The sequence below is a fragment of the Paenibacillus sp. YIM B09110 genome (assembly GCF_037167145.1).
Lineage (GTDB): Bacteria > Bacillota > Bacilli > Paenibacillales > Paenibacillaceae > Pristimantibacillus.
The window spans coordinates 187,650-208,557 of sequence record NZ_JBANSP010000004.1 but is presented as its reverse complement, the minus strand read 5'-3'; the positions used below and the strand labels follow the sequence as shown (position 1 = coordinate 208,557).

The 20,908-nt window shown below is 50.6% G+C and carries 17 protein-coding genes; 13 read left to right on the top strand and 4 right to left on the bottom strand.

The window, feature by feature from the left end:
- The first annotated feature begins 106 nt into the window (after positions 1-106).
- The gene (gene glpX / locus V8F51_RS07665; RefSeq protein ID WP_337099583.1) at positions 107-1,123 is read left to right on the top strand and encodes a class II fructose-bisphosphatase; all 1,017 of its coding nucleotides are present in this window, start codon (positions 107-109) and stop codon (positions 1,121-1,123) included.
- A gap of 71 nt (positions 1,124-1,194) precedes the next feature.
- Here the strand turns inward: glpX and V8F51_RS07660 are convergent, their stop codons facing one another.
- Positions 1,195-2,271 carry an RDD family protein gene (locus tag V8F51_RS07660; RefSeq protein ID WP_337099582.1) on the bottom strand — a complete coding sequence of 359 codons (1,077 nt, stop codon included), beginning with the start codon at positions 2,269-2,271 and terminating at the stop codon, positions 1,195-1,197.
- 211 nt (positions 2,272-2,482) lie between these two features.
- Positions 2,483-3,022: a phosphatidylglycerophosphatase A family protein gene (locus tag V8F51_RS07655; RefSeq protein WP_337099581.1), complete on the bottom strand. Its 540-nt coding sequence runs from the start codon at positions 3,020-3,022 to the stop codon at positions 2,483-2,485.
- 130 nt (positions 3,023-3,152) lie between these two features.
- On the opposite strand from V8F51_RS07655, the gene V8F51_RS07650 reads away from it, so the two are divergent.
- From V8F51_RS07650 to rdgB, 9 genes are all read left to right on the top strand, one after another.
- Complete coding sequence (locus V8F51_RS07650; protein ID WP_337099580.1) at positions 3,153-4,214, top strand: GerMN domain-containing protein; 1,062 nt, start codon at positions 3,153-3,155, stop codon at positions 4,212-4,214.
- Between the two features lie 186 nt (positions 4,215-4,400).
- Positions 4,401-6,635, top strand: coding sequence for a helix-turn-helix domain-containing protein (locus V8F51_RS07645; RefSeq protein WP_337099579.1), 2,235 nt, complete (start codon positions 4,401-4,403; stop codon positions 6,633-6,635).
- Positions 6,636-6,991: 356 nt separating this feature from the next.
- Positions 6,992-8,602 (top strand): extracellular solute-binding protein, encoded by a 1,611-nt coding sequence (locus tag V8F51_RS07640; RefSeq protein ID WP_337099578.1) that lies wholly within the window; start codon positions 6,992-6,994, stop codon positions 8,600-8,602.
- 87 nt (positions 8,603-8,689) lie between these two features.
- A complete protein-coding gene (locus tag V8F51_RS07635; RefSeq protein ID WP_337099577.1) occupies positions 8,690-9,598 on the top strand; it encodes an ABC transporter permease in 909 nt (302 codons plus the stop codon).
- A gap of 47 nt (positions 9,599-9,645) precedes the next feature.
- The gene (locus V8F51_RS07630; RefSeq protein WP_337099576.1) at positions 9,646-10,521 is read left to right on the top strand and encodes a carbohydrate ABC transporter permease; all 876 of its coding nucleotides are present in this window, start codon (positions 9,646-9,648) and stop codon (positions 10,519-10,521) included.
- A 115-nt stretch (positions 10,522-10,636) separates the two neighbouring features.
- Positions 10,637-12,373: a hypothetical protein gene (locus tag V8F51_RS07625; RefSeq protein ID WP_337099575.1), complete on the top strand. Its 1,737-nt coding sequence runs from the start codon at positions 10,637-10,639 to the stop codon at positions 12,371-12,373.
- A 71-nt stretch (positions 12,374-12,444) separates the two neighbouring features.
- On the top strand, positions 12,445-13,455 hold the full coding sequence (locus V8F51_RS07620) for a LacI family DNA-binding transcriptional regulator (protein ID WP_337099574.1): 1,011 nt from the start codon (positions 12,445-12,447) through the stop codon (positions 13,453-13,455).
- 318 nt (positions 13,456-13,773) lie between these two features.
- A complete protein-coding gene (rph, locus tag V8F51_RS07615) occupies positions 13,774-14,514 on the top strand; it encodes a ribonuclease PH (RefSeq protein ID WP_337099573.1) in 741 nt (246 codons plus the stop codon).
- 6 nt (positions 14,515-14,520) lie between these two features.
- The gene (gene rdgB / locus V8F51_RS07610; protein ID WP_337099572.1) at positions 14,521-15,180 is read left to right on the top strand and encodes an RdgB/HAM1 family non-canonical purine NTP pyrophosphatase; all 660 of its coding nucleotides are present in this window, start codon (positions 14,521-14,523) and stop codon (positions 15,178-15,180) included.
- 292 nt (positions 15,181-15,472) lie between these two features.
- Here the strand turns inward: rdgB and asnB are convergent, their stop codons facing one another.
- Positions 15,473-17,317, bottom strand: coding sequence for an asparagine synthase (glutamine-hydrolyzing) (gene asnB, locus V8F51_RS07605; protein WP_337099832.1), 1,845 nt, complete (start codon positions 17,315-17,317; stop codon positions 15,473-15,475).
- Between the two features lie 112 nt (positions 17,318-17,429).
- On the opposite strand from asnB, the gene V8F51_RS07600 reads away from it, so the two are divergent.
- Positions 17,430-17,801, top strand: a complete 372-nt coding sequence (locus V8F51_RS07600; RefSeq protein WP_337099571.1) for a hypothetical protein — start codon at positions 17,430-17,432, stop codon at positions 17,799-17,801.
- An 88-nt stretch (positions 17,802-17,889) separates the two neighbouring features.
- Here V8F51_RS07600 and V8F51_RS07595 read toward each other — a convergent pair whose 3' ends face one another.
- Positions 17,890-19,413, bottom strand: a complete 1,524-nt coding sequence (locus V8F51_RS07595) for a methyl-accepting chemotaxis protein (RefSeq protein ID WP_337099570.1) — start codon at positions 19,411-19,413, stop codon at positions 17,890-17,892.
- Positions 19,414-19,547: 134 nt separating this feature from the next.
- Between V8F51_RS07595 and V8F51_RS07590 the strand changes: the two genes are divergently transcribed.
- A complete protein-coding gene (locus tag V8F51_RS07590; protein ID WP_337099569.1) occupies positions 19,548-20,156 on the top strand; it encodes an AAA family ATPase in 609 nt (202 codons plus the stop codon).
- 522 nt (positions 20,157-20,678) lie between these two features.
- Positions 20,679-20,852, top strand: coding sequence for an aspartyl-phosphate phosphatase Spo0E family protein (locus V8F51_RS07585; RefSeq protein ID WP_337099568.1), 174 nt, complete (start codon positions 20,679-20,681; stop codon positions 20,850-20,852).
- The last annotated feature ends 56 nt before the right edge of the window (positions 20,853-20,908 follow it).

Sequence of the window (20,908 nt, the reverse complement as noted above, 5' to 3'; positions counted from 1 at the left end):
ATATTGCGTCATATATAAATTTATGATACATATTAAATAACGGAAATGAAAGTTGAGAGCCATACGCATGATTCCGTAACATTAGAGCAGGGGAGAAGAGTCGATTATGGAGAGAGAGTTAGCGCTTGAAATCGTACGTGTAACGGAATTGGCGGCTCTGGCGTCTGCGCCTTGGATGGGCAGAGGAGATAAGAATAGCGCGGATGGCGCAGCGACTTCCGCGATGCGCGCGATGTTCGACTCGGTATCTATTCGCGGAACGGTCGTTATCGGCGAAGGGGAGATGGACGAAGCGCCGATGCTCTATATCGGTGAAGAGGTCGGCAGCTTGAACGGACCGGAGGTCGACGTAGCGGTGGATCCGCTCGAAGGTACGGAAATCGTGGCTAAAGGGCTTAATAATGCAATGTCCGTCATCGCTGTAGCCCCGAAGGGGCAGTTGCTCCATGCGCCGGATATGTACATGGAGAAGCTTGCATTCGGTCCTGCATTAGTCGGCAAGCTTAGCATTACGGATCCGATGGAAGTGACGCTGGAGAAGGCGGCGGGCGCCCTGAATAAGAAAGTATCCGATCTTACGGTTATGATTCTAGACCGCGCACGGCACGAGGAGCTTGTTAAGGTGCTTCGCATGGTTGGGGTGCGCATCAAGTTTCTATCGGACGGGGACGTTGCCGGTGCGATGGCACCAGCGTTTCCCGAGGCGGGCATTGATTTGTATGTAGGCTCTGGCGGAGCACCTGAAGGCGTGCTTGCCGCAGCTGCGCTCAAATGCTTGGACGGTGAGCTCCAAGCTAGACTTATGCCGGCTGATGATCAAGAGTATAACCGCTGTATCCAGATGGGCATCGCCGACCCTTACCGCGTCCTGACAATGGACGATATGATCGGTACAGGGGATGTCATATTCGCTGCAACAGGCGTTACGCCGGGCGAGTTCCTAGGGGGCGTTCGCTACCTTTCGGATCAGCGTGCCGAGACCCACTCCATCGTCATGCGCGCCAAGACGAAAACGATTCGTTTCGTCAAATCGCTTCATTACTTGCCGAACAAGCCGCTGCTCGATGCCGCTTTGGTGAATGTGGGCAATGAGCAGTCCATGCCGATAAGCGTTGGGAAGTAGCAGAACCTAAGGAAAGAAGACACCGGCGAGGTGTCTTCTCAGATTGTCCTATGGTCGCTGAAGCATTGTGATTAAGCCTCAGGGATTGTTTCCTCTAGACTCGACACGACATCATGGAGCTCGGCTTGAAGGCTATCGTAATTGGAAGCAAGCGTCCATGCAAATACTTGGTGGTAATGTGTATCGGTTTCGATCGTTGTAACAATGTACGCAATCTTCATCCCGTCATACTCCGACTCGAAGCTGAGCTGGTAGGCAGGATAATTGCCGATAAATGTCTCTGTGGTCGGATAATAGATTTTGTCGGATGCTGTAAGCTCTAGCGCAACCTCGATATCTTGATGGTAGTCGGACAAGGTGTAGCCTTCCTCAAAATCGCTCTTGCTCTCCGACAATACAAATAGGTATTTCTCTGCAAACAGATTAGAGATCGAAATGTCGGCCTCGTCATTCAAGCTTGTGTCTTTGCGCCAATCCGCGGGAGCGGTTATTTGAAACTGCCCGTCCACGCTAAGAAATCGTTCTGGTTCTTTAGCTGTAGTCTCGATATTGGCCAAGGCCATAATAGTCAACACAAGCACCAAAACCGCGTAGACGGGGAAAGCAATCGTCATCACCATCGTTTTTTTTCTGCTACCAGGCGGTAAGTCTTTCACTTTGACTACATAGGTATTGGCTGCAATATCACCAATCCGTTGTTTCTTTCTCGTTGCAAGAACGCTAATGCCAGCAGGCAGTCCGCCAAACAGTACCGGATTGGTATCGACGAGGCGTAAAAGCGTTCTGATCAGTCCTTTGACGAAGCCTGGCGGTTGTCCATTCTCGTTTACCGCTTGAATTCGCAATGCGAATTTTCCTGCCGTGTATCCGGTTAAGCCTTCTAGCAGCAAATAATAACAGATGGCAATCAATAGCGGAGCAAGCACAAGCAGCAGCGGAACTTCCTTAAATAAATAGGCAGCAGCGCCGGTTGTTAGCGCGATGAGCAGGAAATCGATGATCGTGGCTGCCCATCTTCTAAAAAATATAGACGAGCTGTAGGTAGAGCTGAGTTGCTCCATATTGCCCTTATTGTCATAGGCAAATGGATTTGGGTATGCATCATTCGCTGATGCAGTCGGAAATTTGTTAACTGGGATTTGTTCCATTAATTACACCTCGTAAATAGTAAATGTAGTTAATTTTAAACACCCCATAATTCTCTTGTCAACCTTTATTTTCCTAATTAATCTGATGAAGAATATCGGTTTCACTATATATTTCCTTGATTTAATATCGTTTGCAGCTGATTGTTTGCAAAAAAAAGGGACTGTTTACAAGGTCGAATATGACCTTTATAAACAGTCCCTTCTATCGTTGTTAATCGAGCGGAGGGGTCGTTACGCCTTCGCGTTCAGCTTGTCTGCGGTGAGCAATGCGGCTTGCGGCGGATGCTGCAATCGCTCCGACGATATCGTCGAGGAACGTGTGGCAATCACCGTCTGACTTGTCGTTCAGCTTAACGAGAATGCCCGGCTTCAGCTTGTCGATATATCCAAAGTTAGTGAAGCCGATGCTGCCGTATACGTTGACGATCGACAGCGCCAATATTTCGTCGCAGCCGTACAGTCCTTCGTCATGCTTGATCATATCCTGCAGCGGAGCCATCAGCTTGCCCTCTTCGGCAAGGATGTCCAGCTGGATTCCCGTTAGCACGGCATTCTGCACCTCGCGCTTCGATAGGACGGCATCGACGTGAACCATGCAATCCTCAGGCGTTAAGTCCGGGAAGTAATCCTTTTGCAGAAAATGAACGAGTTCGGCGATCGCTTCCTTCTTCACACCGCGCTTCAATAGCCATTCATTCGTCGCCTCGGCCACTTTGCGGCTGTTCAGGCTGTATTTCTCCGTATTGCTCATTCGTATATACCCCCTCAGAATTTGTGGACAAAACTGGTCTAAAACAGGGAAGGGCTCGTATACATAGTACTACAAATAAGGAGTTGTACAAAGCCGACAGGCAAAAAATGATTGGGGAGGAAAGGTTAATATGGTTCAAAAAAGTTGGATTCGTCGCACTGCGCTCACGGGTGTGTTGGTGCTGCCCATACTGACAGCGGGGTGCGGGCTGTTCTCGCAGGAGACAGGGAAATCGATTGATCCCCCGCAGGTGGAAGAGAACACGAACGGCACAGACAATGGTCAGACGGGACAGGCAGATCCGCAGGGACAAGGCACGCATATGACTGTTTATTTGCAGGATCGCAACGGTTACTTGGCGCCGGTATCGATTGATACCTCGCTTGCCGCGAACGAAGCGGCCGGGCAGAGAGCGCTGGAGATGATGGTAGAGGACGGGACTTATGCTAACCTGCTGCCAGAAGAATTCCGCGCCATGATCCCGCAAGGGACTCAAATTAAGTCTTTCTCGGTGGACAAGGAAAACAAGCTTGCGCTGGTCAATTTCACCGAACCGTTCGCGAGCTACAATCCGCAGGATGAGCGGGCGATCGTCGAAGCGATTACTTGGACACTGACTGCGATTCCGGGAATTGAGAACGTCGAGCTCTCGCTTGAAGGCGAGAAGCTGTCCGAGATGCCAATGGATGCATTCCCGCTTGATCTGGCGCTTAATCGCGATATCGGTATCAACATCGAAGCGGCTGAAGGCGTGAACTATATGCAGTCAACGCCGGTTACGCTGTACTTCTCCGCTAAGACGCTCAGCGACGATCAATACTATGTGCCGGTTACAAGGCTGATTAGTAACGACAACGATATGCCGACTGCGGAAGCAGCCATGGAGCAATTAATCGCAGGCCCTCTTAATAAGAAGGAACTTACGAGCATCATCTTGCCAGAGGTTAAGGTGACGAGCGTAGAGACGAAGGAAGACGTCGTTACGGTCGATCTGGAAGATGCAACGTATGAGGCGGGCCAACAGATGCCTTCCGAAATGCTGCAGGCCGTCGTTCTGTCCATCACGGAGAACACGGGGGCAGCCCAGGTTCAAATCCTGATTAACGGCGAAGCGAGCGTCGTAGACGCTCAGGGGAATTCTTATGTCAAGCCGGTAGGCAGACCAAACTACGTGAATGCCCTCAAATCTTAATTGCGGCAAAAGTCGCGTTAAATGATCAAAAGACGGTTCAGGATGCTCCTGTACCGTCTTTTTTCTATTTCGATTAATGGTGAGCCATGCTACAATGGATGCAAGAAGTAAACCGCTTAACCTAAAAATTCCACTTTTATTTGATAGCGCTTACAGAATAGGCGGTTACTGGCAGGAGGTTGGTATATGCTTAAGCTTAACAACTGGTATTTCCGGTTGCTTGTATCTTATTTTCCGATTTTGGTGCTTACCGTATCGATGATCATCTTTTTGTCGTTCATCGCGGTGAATGAAATATCGCGCTCCGAGACGGCGAAGGCAGACAGCATAACGACTGGTTATGTAGTGGACAGCATCGAACGCGCCATCCGCGAAGTTGAGTTTAACGCGCTGAATGAAGCCGTGAAAAATAAGAGCTACGCCGCGTATTTGAACGGCTCGTCCGGGACAAACGACCGATACAATGTTGTCCATAGTTTACGATCGCTTGTTGAGGATAGCGATTTGCTCGATTCCATCTATTTGTACAGGCAGTCCGATGATATCGTATTGACGTCAAGCGGGCAGACGGGGCTGGCGGATTTCGGCGACCGGGAGTTCATTTCCCGCGCGAAGGAAAACCGCAATTATACGGGATGGTCGGCATCCCGGGAGTACCGGGAATATGATCAGCTTAAGCCGGTCAGGGTCATCACCATGTATAAACAGACGCCGCTTCCATTCGGGAAGGACGGTATCCTTGTCATCAATATCGATTTGTATGTAGTCGATCAATTGATTGGAAGCATGACGAATCACCAATTTTCGTTCATGCGGATAACCGATGGTGCCGACCAGCGGATTTATCCCGCCTACAATGGCGATGAAGAAGAGGCAGGCGGCAATGTCCTGACGACAATTACCTCGAGTTCACTCGGCTGGACATTCGAGAGCGGCATCCAGGCTGGGCAATTGCTTGGCTGGGTATCCGTCGTTTCTTATTTATGGGTGATAATTGCGGTTCTGACATTTGCAGTCGCGATCATCTATATTATTTGGGTCACACGCCGCAACTACAAGCCGATACGTCTTATGATGAATCGGATCCAGGCGCTCCAGCTGCGAAGCAGCGACGGGAAATCGGTAAGAATGGATGATTTGACGGTTATTGACCGAGCGCTCGAGAATTTAATCGATCAGTCGCAAGACTATGAGAAGGGGCAGCGAGAGAGCGTTATGCTCCAGCGAAGGCAGCTGTTCAACGAACTCATCAGCGGAGAACGAAGTCAGCAAACGATCGAGCGGATGCGTAAGCTGAATCTGCTTCCAAATGCCGGGCGGTATGCGGTGATGATCGTTCGGCTGAACAGGTACGATGATTTTCAAGCCGAGAACAGTCTTAACGAGCAAAATGTACTGAAATTCGCGCTTAGTAATGTCATGCAGGAACTTGCCTCGGGCGAAGGCTTGATGGGATGGGGAGAATGGACGGCACCGGATCGGATCGCCTATGTGTTCGCCGTGCCCGATACTGCTGCTCCGATGTTGGAGCAGCTTCACACAACAGCTTCCGTTGCAAGGCAATGGGTAAGAGAGCATTTGCGCTTCATATTGTCGTTCGGAATCGGTTCTATTGTAGAAGACTGGAGCCGAATTGGACAATCGTACCGCGATGCCTTGTCCGGTATGGAATATCAATTGTCAATTGGCAAAAGCGCGATTACGTTCAGCGGCGATATACCGAAAAATAATCAGCCTGGGATGTTTAATTACATGCAGATGTGCACAGACTGCGTGCAGGAAATCAGGCAGACAAACGACAGCTGGCAGCCTACGCTGGAGCATTTATTCAAGCGGTTGGAGACGGATACGCTGAAGGATGAGGATATTCATTCGCTGATGCAATTATTCGTTCAGATGCTGACCCGCGAGTTGAAGGATTTGTCAAATACGCTGAACGAATGCTTGGAAGATGACAGGACGTCCGCGCTGCTAGACAAGCTAAAGGCGTCGTCTTCCCTGACAGAGATGAAAGAGCAGCTGCTCGATTATTTGTTGTATGTATTCGAGACGTACGTGGCGATGAGCGAAACGAAAAGCTACAAAACGATGATAACCGAGATGAGAGTTTACATTCAGGAAAACTTCGCGGATCCGGACTTGTCTCTCAAGCATTTGAGCGACCGGTTCCAAATATCAGGCAAGTATGCGAGCTATCTTTTCAAGCTGGAGTACGATATGAAGTTTGTTGATTTTCTTGTACAGCTTCGGATGCAGCAGGCGGAGCGCTTGCTGGCGGAGACGGATGAGACGGTGCAAAGTATTGCGCTTCAGGTTGGTTATGCGAACTCAATCACGTTCGGGCGTGTATTCAAACGTATCATTGGCATTACGCCAGGCGAATTCCGGAAGCTTAAGATGCGGCCTTCAGCCCTAACATAGTTGTCTTGTAAACGGCAGCGGCAGTCCGAATAAGGAACTACATTCGGACTGCCGCTGTATTTGTCTCTTATGATTATAGTTTATCGTCAGAATCCGTTTTATTATGGCCTTTTCGAACGCGTATGGAAAACGGTTTATGTAGGGAAAATAATCTATTCTAGTCGGAAAAAGCCTTATACGACAAGGGTTTGGAGCAACGGTTTGCTGAGCCGAAACTGGTTTATTGTCATTGCTTTGCAAGTCGTGCCATACTGAGGCCACTTCCCGAACACGGGCCGCAAGCCACGATTGAAAGCGCGATCAATTCCCGGGTGCAGGAAGCAAATTGATGGGGAAGAAAGAGGGGTTGGTATCAAATGGTAAAAGTTGAAAACGTAAAAAAGAAAGCCAGTACGCTCCTAGCACTCACACTCGCATCTACCATGATTCTCAGCGCATGCGGCAACAGCAATGACAACAAAGGAAGCGAATCAACAGGAGGCGGAGGCGCCTCCAGCAAACCGGTAACGCTTAAGGTAGAAGTGTTCGACCGGGGCAACTCGCCTTCCGGATCGACCATCACGAAGAACTATCTAACCACATACGCACAAGACAACTTCGGCACGCCGAACAACATCACGCTTCAATACGTACCTGTCCCGCGGTCGGAAGAGATTCAGAAGCTTAATGTACTGATGGCGAGCGGAAGCGACGTACCGGATATTGTATTTACGTATGATTCGCCAACATTCTATCGTTACGCGCAGCAGGGCGGTCTGACTGAACTCGGCGAGCTTCTCGATCAGTACGGCCCAAACCTGAAGAAATTTCTGGGTGAGGACACGATTGCTTACGGCCAATACGACGGCAAACAGTATGCTCTCCCGGCTAAGCGTGCTCATCTAGGCAAATACTCGTCGTTCATTCGTCAGGACTGGCTCGATAAGCTGAACCTTCCAGTGCCGCAAACAACAGATGAGCTTTACAGCACGTTAAAAGCGTTCAAGGAAAAAGACCCGGGTCAAACTGGCGGCAAAGTAATCCCGCTCGGCATGGCGCTTGCTTCGGCGCAATATGAACCGCTTGTATGGTCGTTCATTCAGCCGACTACAGAAGAGCAGCGATATACGTTGACGCAGCAGCTTGGCTCAAACGATTATCCTACGCTGCTTCCGGGCTTCAAGGATGCTTTGCAATTCATGAACAAGCTTTATAACGAAGGACTGATGAGCACCGACTTCAGCCTTGATGAGGATAAGAAAAAGCTGGCTGAAGATGCAGCTAAAGGTCTTGTCGGATTCTTCAGCGAAGACGACATGAACCCGTTCTATGCGGACGGCTTGTACGCTACGCTTCAGAAGAACATTCCGGATGCGAAGCTCTCCTCGGTTGATGTGTACTCCAACTCCGAGGGCAAACATCCGAAACCGGAATATGCGCCGGTGGGTCTATATTTGATGATTCCAAAAAGCAGTAAAAACGCTGTAGAAGCAATCAAATACCTGGATTGGATGGCTTCCGGAGATAATCTGCTTAACATGCAAAACGGTGTAGAAGGCGAGAACTATACGCTTCAAGACGGCGTTCCGGTTTCAAAAGCCGATGCTACTGAAGAAGCGAAAAACCGCATCTACAACTTTGGCGACATGGCCATCATCTCGAACGGCAAGCAGCTTGGCGACACAGAGAAAAACGTTGAGGCTTACGTATTCGGCATGCCGGAGCAATTCCGAGATGAGACGCGTAAAGCGTTAACGATCTCCAGAAGCGATACGATTAAGCCTGTCCAGTTCGATCGTCCGATTGAGTCACAAAGTAAATACGGTACGGCGCTGCGCGATAAGTTCCACGAAATGATCGTCAAAACAACGATGGTGAAGCCGGACCAATTCGACAGCACGTTCGAAGCGATGTTGAAGGACTACATGGCTAACGGCGGTCAAGCGATTTTGGACGAACGCACAAAAGCTTATGAGGCTATGAAATAAGCGTAAGCGACGACATCAAGCAGCTCGGAGACGAAACGCCAAGCGTGGCTCCCGTCTCCGGGCAACACCGTAAAGAGATAGGAGTGGATGGCATTGAACGCGATCGCGTATTTACGTAGATATTGGCAATTGTATGCGTTGCTCATTTTACCGGTCAGTTACTTCATCATTTTCAAATATGGACCGATGTACGGCATTATTATCGCGTTTAAAGATTTTAACTTTTTCCAGGGCATTAACGGAAGCGAATGGATCGGGTTCGACGCCTTCAAGGAAGTATTCTCGATGTCGGACTTTTACAAGACGCTGCGCAATACCTTGATGCTTAACGGCTTGGATTTACTCGTATCGTTCCCGGCTCCTCTAATCTTGGCTATTATGCTCTATGAGCTGAATATCATCTGGTTCAAGAAGCTATCGCAAACGATATTGTACATTCCGCATTTCATTTCGTGGGTTATCATCGGCGGAATCGTCTACCAAGTATTCGGCACGCAGTCCGGCATGATCAACAACATTATCACCTCGTTAGGCTTCGACGCCATTCCGTTTCTGACGAACAAGAGCGATTGGTTAATAACGTATCTGGTGGTCGGCGTGTGGCAAAGCGCAGGCTGGGGAACGATCATTTATTTGGCGGCTTTAACCGGCATCAACCGCGAATTGTTCGAAGCGGCAGACGTCGACGGCGCGGGCAGGCTGAGAAAGATTTGGAGCATTACGCTGCCATCACTGAAGCCAACGATCGTTACGCTGCTCATTATCAATGTGGGCCACATGATTGCGATCGGATTTGAACGACCTTACATCATCGGCAATACGGCCGTTCGGGATTATTCGGATGTGCTCAGCACCTTTGTATACCGCATCGGCATCGAATCCGGCCAATATACGCTCGCTACGGTGGTTGGCTTGTTCCAGGCGGTTGTCGGACTGGTCTTCGTACTAGGCGCTAACTATTTCTCCAAGAAATTGGCGGACCAAAGCATTCTGTAACAACAAAACAACCTTCTGTTCTCGAAAATTGGAAAGGAGCGATAGACATGAGGGATCGACATGCAAGCCGATCATTCGATGTTATCAATGTGATCGCTATAATATTTTTCGTGCTGCTGTGTCTGGCTCCATTTCTTCATATACTGGCTATCTCCTTAAGCTCGTCGCGCGCCATTATGTCGGGCGAGGTTAGCCTTATACCAGTCGAACTGAACTGGGGTTCCTACAAGCAGGTGTTCTCCGACGTGTCGATGATCCGTTCGCTCGGCTTTACGATCATGATGACGCTGCTGTTCACCGTGTTATGCATGCTGATGACGATCGCGGCGGCTTATCCGCTTGCCAAGACGAAGCTCAAGGGACGCAAGATCGTCATGTTCATTATCGTCATTACGATGTTTTTCAGCGGCGGGATCATTCCTGAATATATGCTTGTGCGCAATTTGAACTTGCTTGACTCGATCTGGGCGCTTGTCCTGCCCGGGCTGATCAGCCCGTTCTACTTGATCATTCTGATTACGTTCATGCAAAATATTCCCGATTCGCTGGAAGAATCGGCAGAGATCGACGGCAGCTCGTACTTCCGCACCTTGGTCAGCATTATCGTTCCGCTGTCGCTGCCTGTCATCGCAACGCTAAGCCTATTCTACGGCGTCGGCCGTTGGAACGGATTTACCGATACGCTCATGTACATTACAAGTCCTGAAATGTACCCGCTTCAGTTGAAGCTCTACCAGCTTGTGCAGAACAACATGGTTAGCGAGCTCATGCAAATGGAAGGGGCAAGCGGACAGTCCATGCTTCAGCCGGAAAGCTTGAAAGCGGCGAGCGTCATATTCGCAACCGTGCCGATCTTGCTCGTTTATCCTTGGCTGCAGCGGTATTTCGTCAGCGGGGTGATGCTCGGAGCGGTCAAAGGTTAACGTACAGATCAGCATGCGTATTCACCGGTTCACGCCATTGTTCCGGCTCGTTCCCTACGAGCTGGAGAAACGTGAGCCATTGTTCGTTTTCATGTAAAGAAGGAGGAAGAGGACGATGTATAAGAAGCTGGTTGCTATCAATGATGGTTGGGTCACGCAAGGAATGGACAATCAAATAATGGACGGCGGCAGCCGCTTTTATGGCGGAGTTGCCGATCATGACAACGGCATCGCTTGGGCGACCCATACGGGAACGACGGCGGTTATGTCGATATGGGCATGTGCTCTTGTATGCGAAGATTCTCGTTATTATCATGACGAGCTGCTTCGGGAGCGTCTGGAGCTTGCAGCGGCATTTATCGTTCGCGCGCAGCACGAGGACGGAAGCATATCGCCAGGCTGGACGAATATGCATTCTCCGCCGGATACCGCATTTGCGGTCGTCGGTCTTGCCCAGCAGCTTGAATTGTTAGAGAGGCATGATTGGTCGACGCTGGAGGGCATTCGCGTCAACCTTCGAACATTCTTGGAACGCTCGGCGCAGGCGCTGCTGACTGGCGGCTGCCATACGCCGAATCATCGGTGGGTGCTGACGGCAGCGCTTGGCTTCGTGCATAGGTTGACCGGCAATGAGAAGCTGATCGCCCGCGCCGATCAGTGGCTGGCGGAAGGGATCGACTGCACGGAGGACGGAGAATGGACGGAGCGCAGCAATGGCATCTACAACGGCGTTAGCGACATTATGCTGTTCCATACGGCGGAGCTGCTTGGGAGGCCTGAGCTGCTTGCGCCGGTTCGTCGCAACTTGAGGATGATGGCTTATCTGATTCATCCCGACGGGGAAGTCGTCACCGATTACTCCGGTCGGCAGGACTTCGGACATAAATTCGATATGTCGAGTTACTTTCAAGTATCCAGCATAATGGCGCATCGCGATCAAGATCCGTTGTTTGCCGCCATTGCAGCGCTGGGAGGAGAAGCTCTGGGTCGCCCGGATGCGAGTTCAAATAACGGCTTTATCGGATATTTGCTATATCCGGAGCTGAAAAAGAACACAGTCGAACGGGGCAGTTTGCCAGACCATTATCGGGTCGTTATTAATGGACAATTTCCTCGGGCTCGCTATTTAAGCGGGATGGATGCCGCGGGTCACGGCGGCAAAATTTATCATAGCCGTCTTCACCCTGAGTTCGGCGCTCCCGTAGCCCGGCAGCGGGAAGGCAAGACGAGCGTTACGGTCATGACGGAAACCAATTCGTTCTTCGCGCTTCGGCATGGTGACGCCCGTCTGCTTGGCGTGCAGGTCAGCAGCTCGTTCGAGCCGGGTTTCATTAAGATGAACGAGCTTGCGCAGCTTGAATCCGGCTACTTGTTGTCAGGGACCGAAACGAAAGGTTATTACGGTCCGATTGCAGGCGATCGCTTGCCCGTTACGGCCAGCGGTCCGGTTAGCCCTTGGTATTTGCTGCCGCATCAGCTGCGCGAAGTAACCCATTTGCAGGAGCATCATGTGCAAATCGAGCTGACGGAATCGCAAGCTGGCTGGCAACTGCGCGTTAGATGCGACCTGCCTGACGTGCTCTTGACCCAGATTTCGTTCGTGTTCGGGAAGGAAGGGGCGTTTGCAGGCGGAGAATTGGCTCCTGCCGAAACGGGCACGCAATTTTGGAAAGAAGGCAAGGTGCGATATTCGGCAGGCAATGAGTGGATTGAGGTGGACGGCGGAGCGCATGAGCATAGAGCCCGTTCGATTCGCGGGGCTTCTTTCCCGGCAGACTGTCAGACGCTCGTCGTTAACGTGCTGACACCGTATGACAAAACGTTCAATGTTCGGCTATCTCCAGCGAGATAATCGTTGAAAGCGGTCTCCTTAGCGCGCATAATGGAAATGAAATCGATAACAAGCGAATGGAGAACGTTGTCATGAAAGCGACCATATATGATGTTGCCAAAGAAGCCGGTGTATCCATTGCTACCGTATCTCTTGTCATCAACGGCAAGGGCAAGATCAGCAAGGAACGACGTGAGGAAATTAGGGGGATTATGCTGCGCATGGGCTATAAGCCTAGCATGATCGCTTCTGCGCTTACGGGCAAGAAGACATATGCGATTGGTTTGCTCGTGCCGGACATCTCGAATCCCTTCTTTGCCGAAATCGCGAGGGCGGTCGAGGATGAGGGACAGCGTCACGGCTACAGCGTCTTTATATGCAGCACGGATAATAAGGACGAGAAGGTAGGGCACTATGCCGATCTGCTGCAGCAAAAAAACGTGGACGGCGTAATTATCGGCACAGGCATCAAGGAGCTGTCGGTGCTGGAACCGCTGCTGAACGGCGGCGTACCGATTACGTTTCTTGCCCGTGATTTTCCTTCCGTTGAGGTGCCGTCCGTTGTTGTGAATGATTATGAAGGCGGAGCTGCAGCGGCGGAGCATTTTATCGCGCTTGGCCACCGCCGTCTCGCCGTATTGGCCGAGCAGGATTCGATCAGCAGCAGCAGGGAAAGAGTGCGTGGATTCAGACAAGCCGCCGAGGCCGCGAGCCTGTCTCTCGATCCGGCGCTTGTGCTGAGCAGCAGCGTCAATGAAGGCAAGACAAAAGCGCTGGAGCTGCTGCAACGGCATGATCGTCCGACCGCCATCTTCTGCTGCAACGACTTGCTTGCGATCGGCGCTCTCCGAGCTGCCAAAGAAATAGGTCTTCGCATTCCGCAGGATTGCTCGATTATCGGGTTCGACGATACGGTGCTTGCTTCCGTTACGGATCCGCCGCTTACAACGATTGCCCAGCCGATCGAACAGATGGGACAGATTGCCGTACAGCTTCTGGTCCGCAATATCGGGCGGCGCGGTGAGCATCCCGAGCGAATTGTGCTCCGTCCTGAATTGTCGGTTCGACATTCGACGATGGCGGCGCGGGATGCGTACGCTTGATTGAACCTCAGCTATTCGCTATATAGGCGGATAGCTGGGGTTTTTGTTTTAAATATAAGAAAGGTTTTGCCTGTATTTCCATTAGACTGCACAAGATCCAATCAAACTCTTATAACTTCTCGTTACTAGGCTTTTGATTGTATGGAATCCATTCAAATGTCAGCGGCGTGCTGTTTTGTGACCTGCTATGCAGCAAGACCAAGCATGATGAAAAGGTAAGAGGTGCTTTTCACGATTCACTTTGGTAAAATAGGAAAGATTGCACGAAGAGGCATTCCATGAGTTGAAATATGAGAGCGGTTCAGGAGGAAGACACGAATGAGATTGGACGGACGTCAGACTAACCAGCTTCGGCCGGTAACGATAACGACAGGTATTAACAAACATGCAGAAGGCTCGGTGCTCATCGAGGTCGGCGACACGAAAGTTATTTGTACGGCGAGCGTAGAGGAACGTGTTCCTCCCTTCATGAAAGGGCAAGGAAAAGGCTGGATTACGGCCGAATACGCGATGCTTCCGCGCGCAACGCATTCCCGCAACATTCGCGAAGCGGCAAAGGGCAAGCTGACGGGCAGAACGATGGAGATTCAGCGTCTTATTGGGCGCGCATTGCGTTCGGTCGTCGATCTGAAGGCGCTCGGCGAGCGCACGATAACACTCGACTGCGACGTTATTCAAGCGGATGGCGGAACAAGAACAACCTCGATTACCGGCGCATTCGTTGCGCTTGCGATTGCAATCAATAAGTTGGCTGAAAATAACGCCAAGTTTGATAAATATCCGATTACTGATTTTCTTGCATCGGTCAGCGTTGGCGTTATCCAAGAGCGTGCGCTGCTTGATCTGAACTACGAAGAGGATTCCAAAGCCAAGGTCGACATGAATGTCGTTATGACCGGCAGCGGCAAGTTCGTAGAGGTGCAGGGCACTGGCGAAGAATCGCCGTTCACGCGCGAAGAGCTTAACCAACTGCTGGCGCTGGGCGAAGAAGGCATTAGCGAGCTGATCGTGAAGCAGAAGGAAGTGCTGGGACCGATCGCAGCGCGTATCGGAGGCTGATTGCATATGGCTAATTCTTTTTTGGCGGCAAGCAACATTGTCGTCGTTGCAACGAAGAACGCAGGCAAAGTGAAGGAGTTCGCTCACGCGCTGAGCAAGCTGGATAAGGAAACGACAAGCTTGCTCGATTATGCGGATTTTCCTGATATCGTCGAGGACGGCGATACGTTCGCGGCCAATGCGCGAATTAAGGCGAAGACGGCAGGAGATGCGCTCGGCGTGCCTGTGCTGGCCGACGATTCGGGTCTGCGGGTCCATGCGCTTGGCGGCGAACCGGGTGTTTATTCGGCGCGATATGCCGGCGAAGGCGCAAAGGATGCCGACAATAATGCCAAGCTGCTTCGCGAGCTTACACGGCTCGAGAGCGAAGGCGTCATTCAGGTCAATGAAACGCTTGCCGATGGCTCCAAGCTGCTGAGCGGCGCTCAGTTCGTCTGTGCGCTCGCGTTGTACGATCCGGCAACGGGCCAGTTTCTGGAGACGGAAGGGACGGTTGACGGATGGATTACGGACAAGGCGCATGGCAACGGCGGCTTCGGGTATGATCCGCTGTTCTGGCTGACAAGCCTTGGCCGCGGGATGGCCGAGCTGTCGACGGAGGAGAAGCAGCAGATCAGCCATCGCGGCGATGCATTGAGGAAGCTCATTGCTTTGCTCGAGCAATAGCGAACGACAATATATGAAATGAACAAACCCCGCTTGCGCACTGCTTCATATAAGAAGCGACGCGCGAGCGGGGTTATTTAAATGAGTCACAAGGTATACGATATTTAATCGCAGTGCGGACAGGTTAGACCTTAATCGCAGGTTTATCCTCGGATCTATTTTATTACGGACTCAGCCGACTCTAAATGTGACAATCAATGCCAATTTGTTGGGTATACGTTCCGATAGAGTCACCTCGGTCCGTAACCGTGCGGATGGATCGCAATTCGGTAAATTAGTGTCGCTCGTGTCCTTAACCGATCACGACTTTATAATGCTTCAGCCACAGATTAACTTGATACAGGTAAGCGAACAATTGAGGGCCGGACATAAGCTGGCCGAACCAAGGGATATTGGATTTGGCAGCATCGGATTCCGCTAATTCTCTAACCTTCTTCACGTTGATAAGCGGGAGCAGCGGAGACGAAGGATCATTCAGCACATCAAGCAGCAAGCCTTTGACCGCGGCTAGATAGTTTGGGTTATGCGTCTTCGGGTACGGGCTCTTCTTGCGCGTAATAACGTCATCCGGCAATACACCCTTCAGCGCTTTGCGAAGAATTCCTTTCTCCCGGTCGCCCGATGTCTTGATTTCCCAGGGGATGTTCCACACATATTCAACGAGCCGGTGATCGCAGAAAGGGACGCGCACTTCCAGTCCCGCTGCCATGCTCATCCGGTCCTTGCGGTCGAGCAGCGTCGGCATGAAGCGGGTAATGTTCAAGTAGGACATTCTACGCATCTTCTGCTTCTGCTCATCTTCGCCGTCCAAATGCGGAACCTCCGCAATGGCTTGCGCGTAACGATCGCCGATGTAATCCAGTGGCTTTATCCACGCCGCTACATCGGGCGCGAGCAGATCCGCTCGCATATTCGAAGCGAGCGACCAAGGGAACGTGTTCGCGCTAAGCGCATCCTCGCGGTGAAACCATGGATAGCCGCCGAATATTTCGTCTGCGGCTTCGCCTGAGATCGCGACGGTAGCGCCTTTCTTAATCTCATGGCAGAAGAGGAGCAGCGAAGCGTCGACGTCGGCCATACCGGGCAGGTCGCGTGCGAAGGTGGCGGCTTGCAGCGCGTCTACAAGCTCCGGCGTATCGAATTGAATCGGGTGGTGAATGGTGCCGAGATGGGTCGTCATCCTTTCAATCCACGGCGCATCGCTATTCGGCTGGAAAGCATGCGCTTGGAAGTGCTTGTCGTTATCGGTATAGTCGACCGAATACGTATGCACATTGCCTTGCCCGTTCGCATCGTAATAGCGGACAGCGAGTGTCGTCAGGGCGCTGGAATCGAGTCCGCCCGACAATAACGTACAGACGGGCACGTCCGAAACGAGCTGTCGTTCAACTGTATCCTTCAGCAGCTCGCTTACATGCTCTGCAGTTTCGGCGATATTTTGCAGATGAGGGCTGCTTTCCAGCTTCCAATACGTAATGGTCTTAACGCCGGCGTGGGTAACAGACATACAATGTCCTGGCTTCAGCTCGCTAATTTGTTTGTATACGCCATGACCTGGTGTCCGCGCCGGGCCTAAAATGAAGATTTCGGCCAATCCCTCTGCGCCGACCTCTGGCTTCACTGCCGGATGGGCTAGAATACACTTCTGCTCCGAACCGAAAATAAACAAGCCGTCCTGCGTACTATAAAACAGCGGCTTCACGCCAAGCCTATCTCTTGCCAGAAACAGCTCCTGCTCGGCAGTATCCCATATGGCAAAAGCGAAAATACCGTTAAACCTTTCCAAGCATGCCTTGCCCCATTCCATATAAGCGACGAGCAGCACCTCAGTATCGCAATTCGTCGTAAATGTCCGGCCTCTGCTCTCCAATTCCTTGCGCAGCTCCAGCGCGTTATATAACTCGCCGTTATAGACGACGACGTATTTGTCATCGCCGGTATGGCGAATCATGGGCTGAGCGCCGTTCTCGGGATCGATGACGGACAGACGCCGATGTCCCAAAGCGCAATGCGCCGAGATCCATGTGCCCGATGCGTCAGGTCCGCGTGGCGCTAGCGTGTCGGTCATCTTCTCCAGGCTAATGCTTTCCTTGGTCAGGTCACGGGTCCAATCGATCCAGCCGGTAATTCCACACATCCGTCTCATTCCTCTCTATTGCTGGACTCCAGTAGCGATAATAACAGTTATATGCTGAAAATAGGCATAAAATGTCTGTCCATAGGGGGAAGCTAGAGGAGGCTGCAACAGCTTGGGCAAAGTAAGCATGAAGGAAGCGAGGCTGGGTAGGATGTGGAATGAGGAAAGCAATGATGAAGAGCGAACGACGTATTATGTGTCCGTTCAAGCGGGCCAAATATTAGCCGATCCGGAAGCGGCGGCCTACGAACTTGTCATACAAGCGAACGATGAGGAGATTGGAAAGCTGCATGAGCTGTTCAAGGAGCTTGCCGCAGCGGACAACGGAGGAGTAAGGACTATGGCTGCCAATCCTTATCAAGCGGTAAACGACGAGAAGCGCAATTCGGATTATGACTATTGGCTGAAGCAGGTGTATAAGCAATTGTATGATTGCGGAACGGATACAACGAAGAATCATATCGAATCGATGCATTTATGGTAATGAGAAGAAGGGCTTACCTCGCTTTCTGTCACGGTCAGTGACAGAAAGGATGAGGTAAGCCCTTTGTTTCGCCTAATGAAGTCTGATGCTATTGCCCAATCTTGTTTATGAGCTGATCGATTCTTTCGGATAAAAGAAGCAATCTGGCGCAAGTGTCCGCTAGATGGTCTGTCAACTCGACTTGCTTATCCGTCAAGCGGCCGATGACCTTCGTTTCCTCGAGCGAGTCGACCGAGAATTGCGCCATCTCGTCCATCGTAAGGGAGACAAGACGCGTGCCGGCGGCAACTTGAGCCGAGGAAGCAGCGGATTGAAGGACTTGCTCTTCGACGATATGTATCTGATTCACAATATGCTTGAATGAGGAGTTGGTCTGGCCGATGCTGTCAATCATAGTCCGCGTTCGTGCGACGCATGCTTCTGTCCATTCTGCACATTCACGAACGGAATGCTGCACGCCCTCAAGAACTTCTTTGATCGAATAAGCGGACTCCCCAGACATATTAGACAGTTTACGAATTTCCCCTGCAACGACGGCGAATCCTTTGCCCTGCTCGCCCGCTCTTGCTGCTTCAATAGAAGCATTCAGCGCGAGCAGCTTCGTCTGCTCGGCCATCGCGGATATGATATCGACGAACGATCCAATTTGATCTGATTTCCCGCTAAGCGCAATCACGCTGCTGCTCATGGAGTCAAGAGCGCGGGTTACATCGTCCATTTGTCCAATCGTATGCTCGATATGCCGGCTGCCCTCATCTGCGGTATGGCGGGATAGCTTAGCGTGATGCGCAACGCTTTGGAACGCACCGTTCATGCCGTTCATCTCTTCTGACATTTCATTCATATCGTTCATACTGCGACGGGAGTCTGCTGTTTGCGACGCCAGTCCGCCTGTCAGTTGACTGACTGCCGCAGCGATGCCGCTGATCGATTCCGCCGTATGGCCGCTCTTGTCGACAAGTCCTGCTGTTAATTGCCTCAGCTGTTCCGAGGTTTCCGTCAACTGCCCAACAATCGTCTCGAAGAGCTGCTTGCTTTCTTGGTTCTGTTCGTCAACGGCCTTCATAACCTTCATCTTATTCGCAATTTGAAGAATAGTGGCCAAGGAGGTAAGCAGCAGAAAGACAGCGTGAATCGCTACCATGCCGATTGAATAATCATTTGTTCCGAATACGTAGGTTGGAAATAAATAAAGCCCGGCTACGTGCTGTACGGCGAATAATACAGTCATGACAACAATAAGGCTTATTCGCTCATAATAAGCGACTATGGCGATGACCATGAATATAGAAAAATGGAACTCTACCGCTCCGCCTGCCCCTGCAATGACAGAGAAGCTGGACAACGTTAACGATAATGCGTTAAGGAGCGGGATATGCGAATGATTCCGATCGCGGCGATAAAGCAGGAAAGCAATGATCCACGCCGCAAAGGGGAGTAAGGCTAGAAGATTCATAACCCAATCGTTCGTTTCCGGAAGTGAAGGTTCATGGCCGTTCATATGGTGACCGGCTATGGCGACTTGAAAGGAGCGTGTAAGCAGATGGATGATAGCTGCGAGAGAGGCAGCGGTAAGGCTCATTTGCAAAATTAGTTTATTTTTTTGGTTCATAATGATGAATCACCTCAGTTGTTAGTAATAGGTTAATAATACCATCCTCATGCGCGTAACAAGCAAGGACTATTCTATGAAAATCTATGAAAAGATGATATAATGCTTCAAAAAAGTAGTGGAGGCACATTTTTTTGCAAAAATTAATCTTCTTTGTAGGGGTAGCAGGCACAGGCAAAACAACTGTAGCAAGGAAGCTATCAACTCGTATACCGGCGGCATTCCTGGATCGCGACACGATTGGCGGAAGATTCGTAGAGGCGATTCTCGAATTAAACGGACTGGATAAGAACGATCGGGATTCCGATTATTATAAACGCAATTTGCGCGACCTTGAGTACGACACGGCTAAGGATGTATGCATCGAGAACCTTGCGGCAGGCCAAAATGTGTTCATGATTTCTCCTTTTACAGCTGAGCTTAGAAATGAACAATGGATCGAGGACGTCCTTCAAGCGGCCGGCCTTACTAAACAATCGGTTGACGTGAAAGTCGTGGTCGTTACTTTGTCTGACATCGCGATGCAGAAAAATCGGATTATCGGCAGACAGACCGTACGCGACCAGTGGAAGCTCGACAACTGGGGCGACTTCGAGAAAAGAGTCGACTTCGTGCCGCAGATCAATTGGGATATTCCGGCCTCATCGATTCTCGTATTCGACAATAGCGGTGAGCTGACTGAGGAGAAGGCGGAGCTCCTCTTCCAGTTTGTTACGGAAAAACAGGCTTCACTTTCGGTTTAGCATAGCTATAAATTCAGAGAGACCATATCCTTTACTAGGATAATGGTCTTTCTTTTTGAGTAGCAATATACATCAAATGTCCCGATCTAACACTTTTCAAAAACTTTATCCGATAAGCCGTCTAATTTATCACTTTTCAAATAACTTCCATGGAATTTTTCTAACAACTCTCATTTAGTATGGTGAATATAGAAGTTCACTATTTCAGTCGGCTTAACCGACAAAGGAGGTCAGGGTCATTCCTAAGAAACGATCGATGATTGTAGAGGTAATCACATCCAGGCAAACGTCAGCTGCGGACCGACAAGAGAAAAGACATATTCGAATACTAATCGGCAAAGAGCTTGAATCCTGTGACCGATGCGAGCATCGATTCAATTCTTTAAAGGGAGACCAGGTGCCGGCGCCGTGCAGAGAGTGCCCGACAAGTCTTCGCATGCAGCAATTGGTATCGAAGCTTGAGACGGCAAACGTATAACCTATTCATAACCAATTCATAATGAAGTAGGAGGTAGTGTTCATATGTACATGCAAAGAACGGATGCCAAAGCCCGAATCGAAAGCCTTCGCAAACGGATGGTCGAACTCTATATGCAGTCGGGATCGTTGACATCATCGCAAGTGGTTAAGGCAAGCCAAGAGCTGGATGAGGCGCTTAATTACTACAGCAATAGCGCAGGGACATGGCAAATTTAGCAAACATGTAAAAAAAGCCCCGCCGCTGACAGCGGCAAGGCTTTGAATGAGCTCAT

Excerpts from the sequence above, each read along its gene's own strand:
- glpX (WP_337099583.1), top strand. The coding sequence starts at position 107 with ATGGAGAGAGAGTTAGCGCTTGAAATCGTACGTGTAACGGAATTGGCG.
- V8F51_RS07635 (WP_337099577.1), top strand. The coding sequence starts at position 8,690 with ATGGCATTGAACGCGATCGCGTATTTACGTAGATATTGGCAATTGTAT.
- V8F51_RS07645 (WP_337099579.1), top strand. The coding sequence starts at position 4,401 with ATGCTTAAGCTTAACAACTGGTATTTCCGGTTGCTTGTATCTTATTTT.
- V8F51_RS07630 (WP_337099576.1), top strand. The coding sequence starts at position 9,646 with ATGAGGGATCGACATGCAAGCCGATCATTCGATGTTATCAATGTGATC.
- V8F51_RS07625 (WP_337099575.1), top strand. The coding sequence starts at position 10,637 with ATGTATAAGAAGCTGGTTGCTATCAATGATGGTTGGGTCACGCAAGGA.
- V8F51_RS07620 (WP_337099574.1), top strand. The coding sequence starts at position 12,445 with ATGAAAGCGACCATATATGATGTTGCCAAAGAAGCCGGTGTATCCATT.
- rdgB (WP_337099572.1), top strand. The coding sequence starts at position 14,521 with ATGGCTAATTCTTTTTTGGCGGCAAGCAACATTGTCGTCGTTGCAACG.
- V8F51_RS07640 (WP_337099578.1), top strand. The coding sequence starts at position 6,992 with ATGGTAAAAGTTGAAAACGTAAAAAAGAAAGCCAGTACGCTCCTAGCA.
- V8F51_RS07660 (WP_337099582.1), bottom strand. The coding sequence starts at position 2,271 with ATGGAACAAATCCCAGTTAACAAATTTCCGACTGCATCAGCGAATGAT.
- V8F51_RS07585 (WP_337099568.1), top strand. The coding sequence starts at position 20,679 with ATGTACATGCAAAGAACGGATGCCAAAGCCCGAATCGAAAGCCTTCGC.
- rph (WP_337099573.1), top strand. The coding sequence starts at position 13,774 with ATGAGATTGGACGGACGTCAGACTAACCAGCTTCGGCCGGTAACGATA.
- V8F51_RS07595 (WP_337099570.1), bottom strand. The coding sequence starts at position 19,413 with ATGAACCAAAAAAATAAACTAATTTTGCAAATGAGCCTTACCGCTGCC.
- asnB (WP_337099832.1), bottom strand. The coding sequence starts at position 17,317 with ATGTGTGGAATTACCGGCTGGATCGATTGGACCCGTGACCTGACCAAG.
- V8F51_RS07650 (WP_337099580.1), top strand. The coding sequence starts at position 3,153 with ATGGTTCAAAAAAGTTGGATTCGTCGCACTGCGCTCACGGGTGTGTTG.
- V8F51_RS07655 (WP_337099581.1), bottom strand. The coding sequence starts at position 3,022 with ATGAGCAATACGGAGAAATACAGCCTGAACAGCCGCAAAGTGGCCGAG.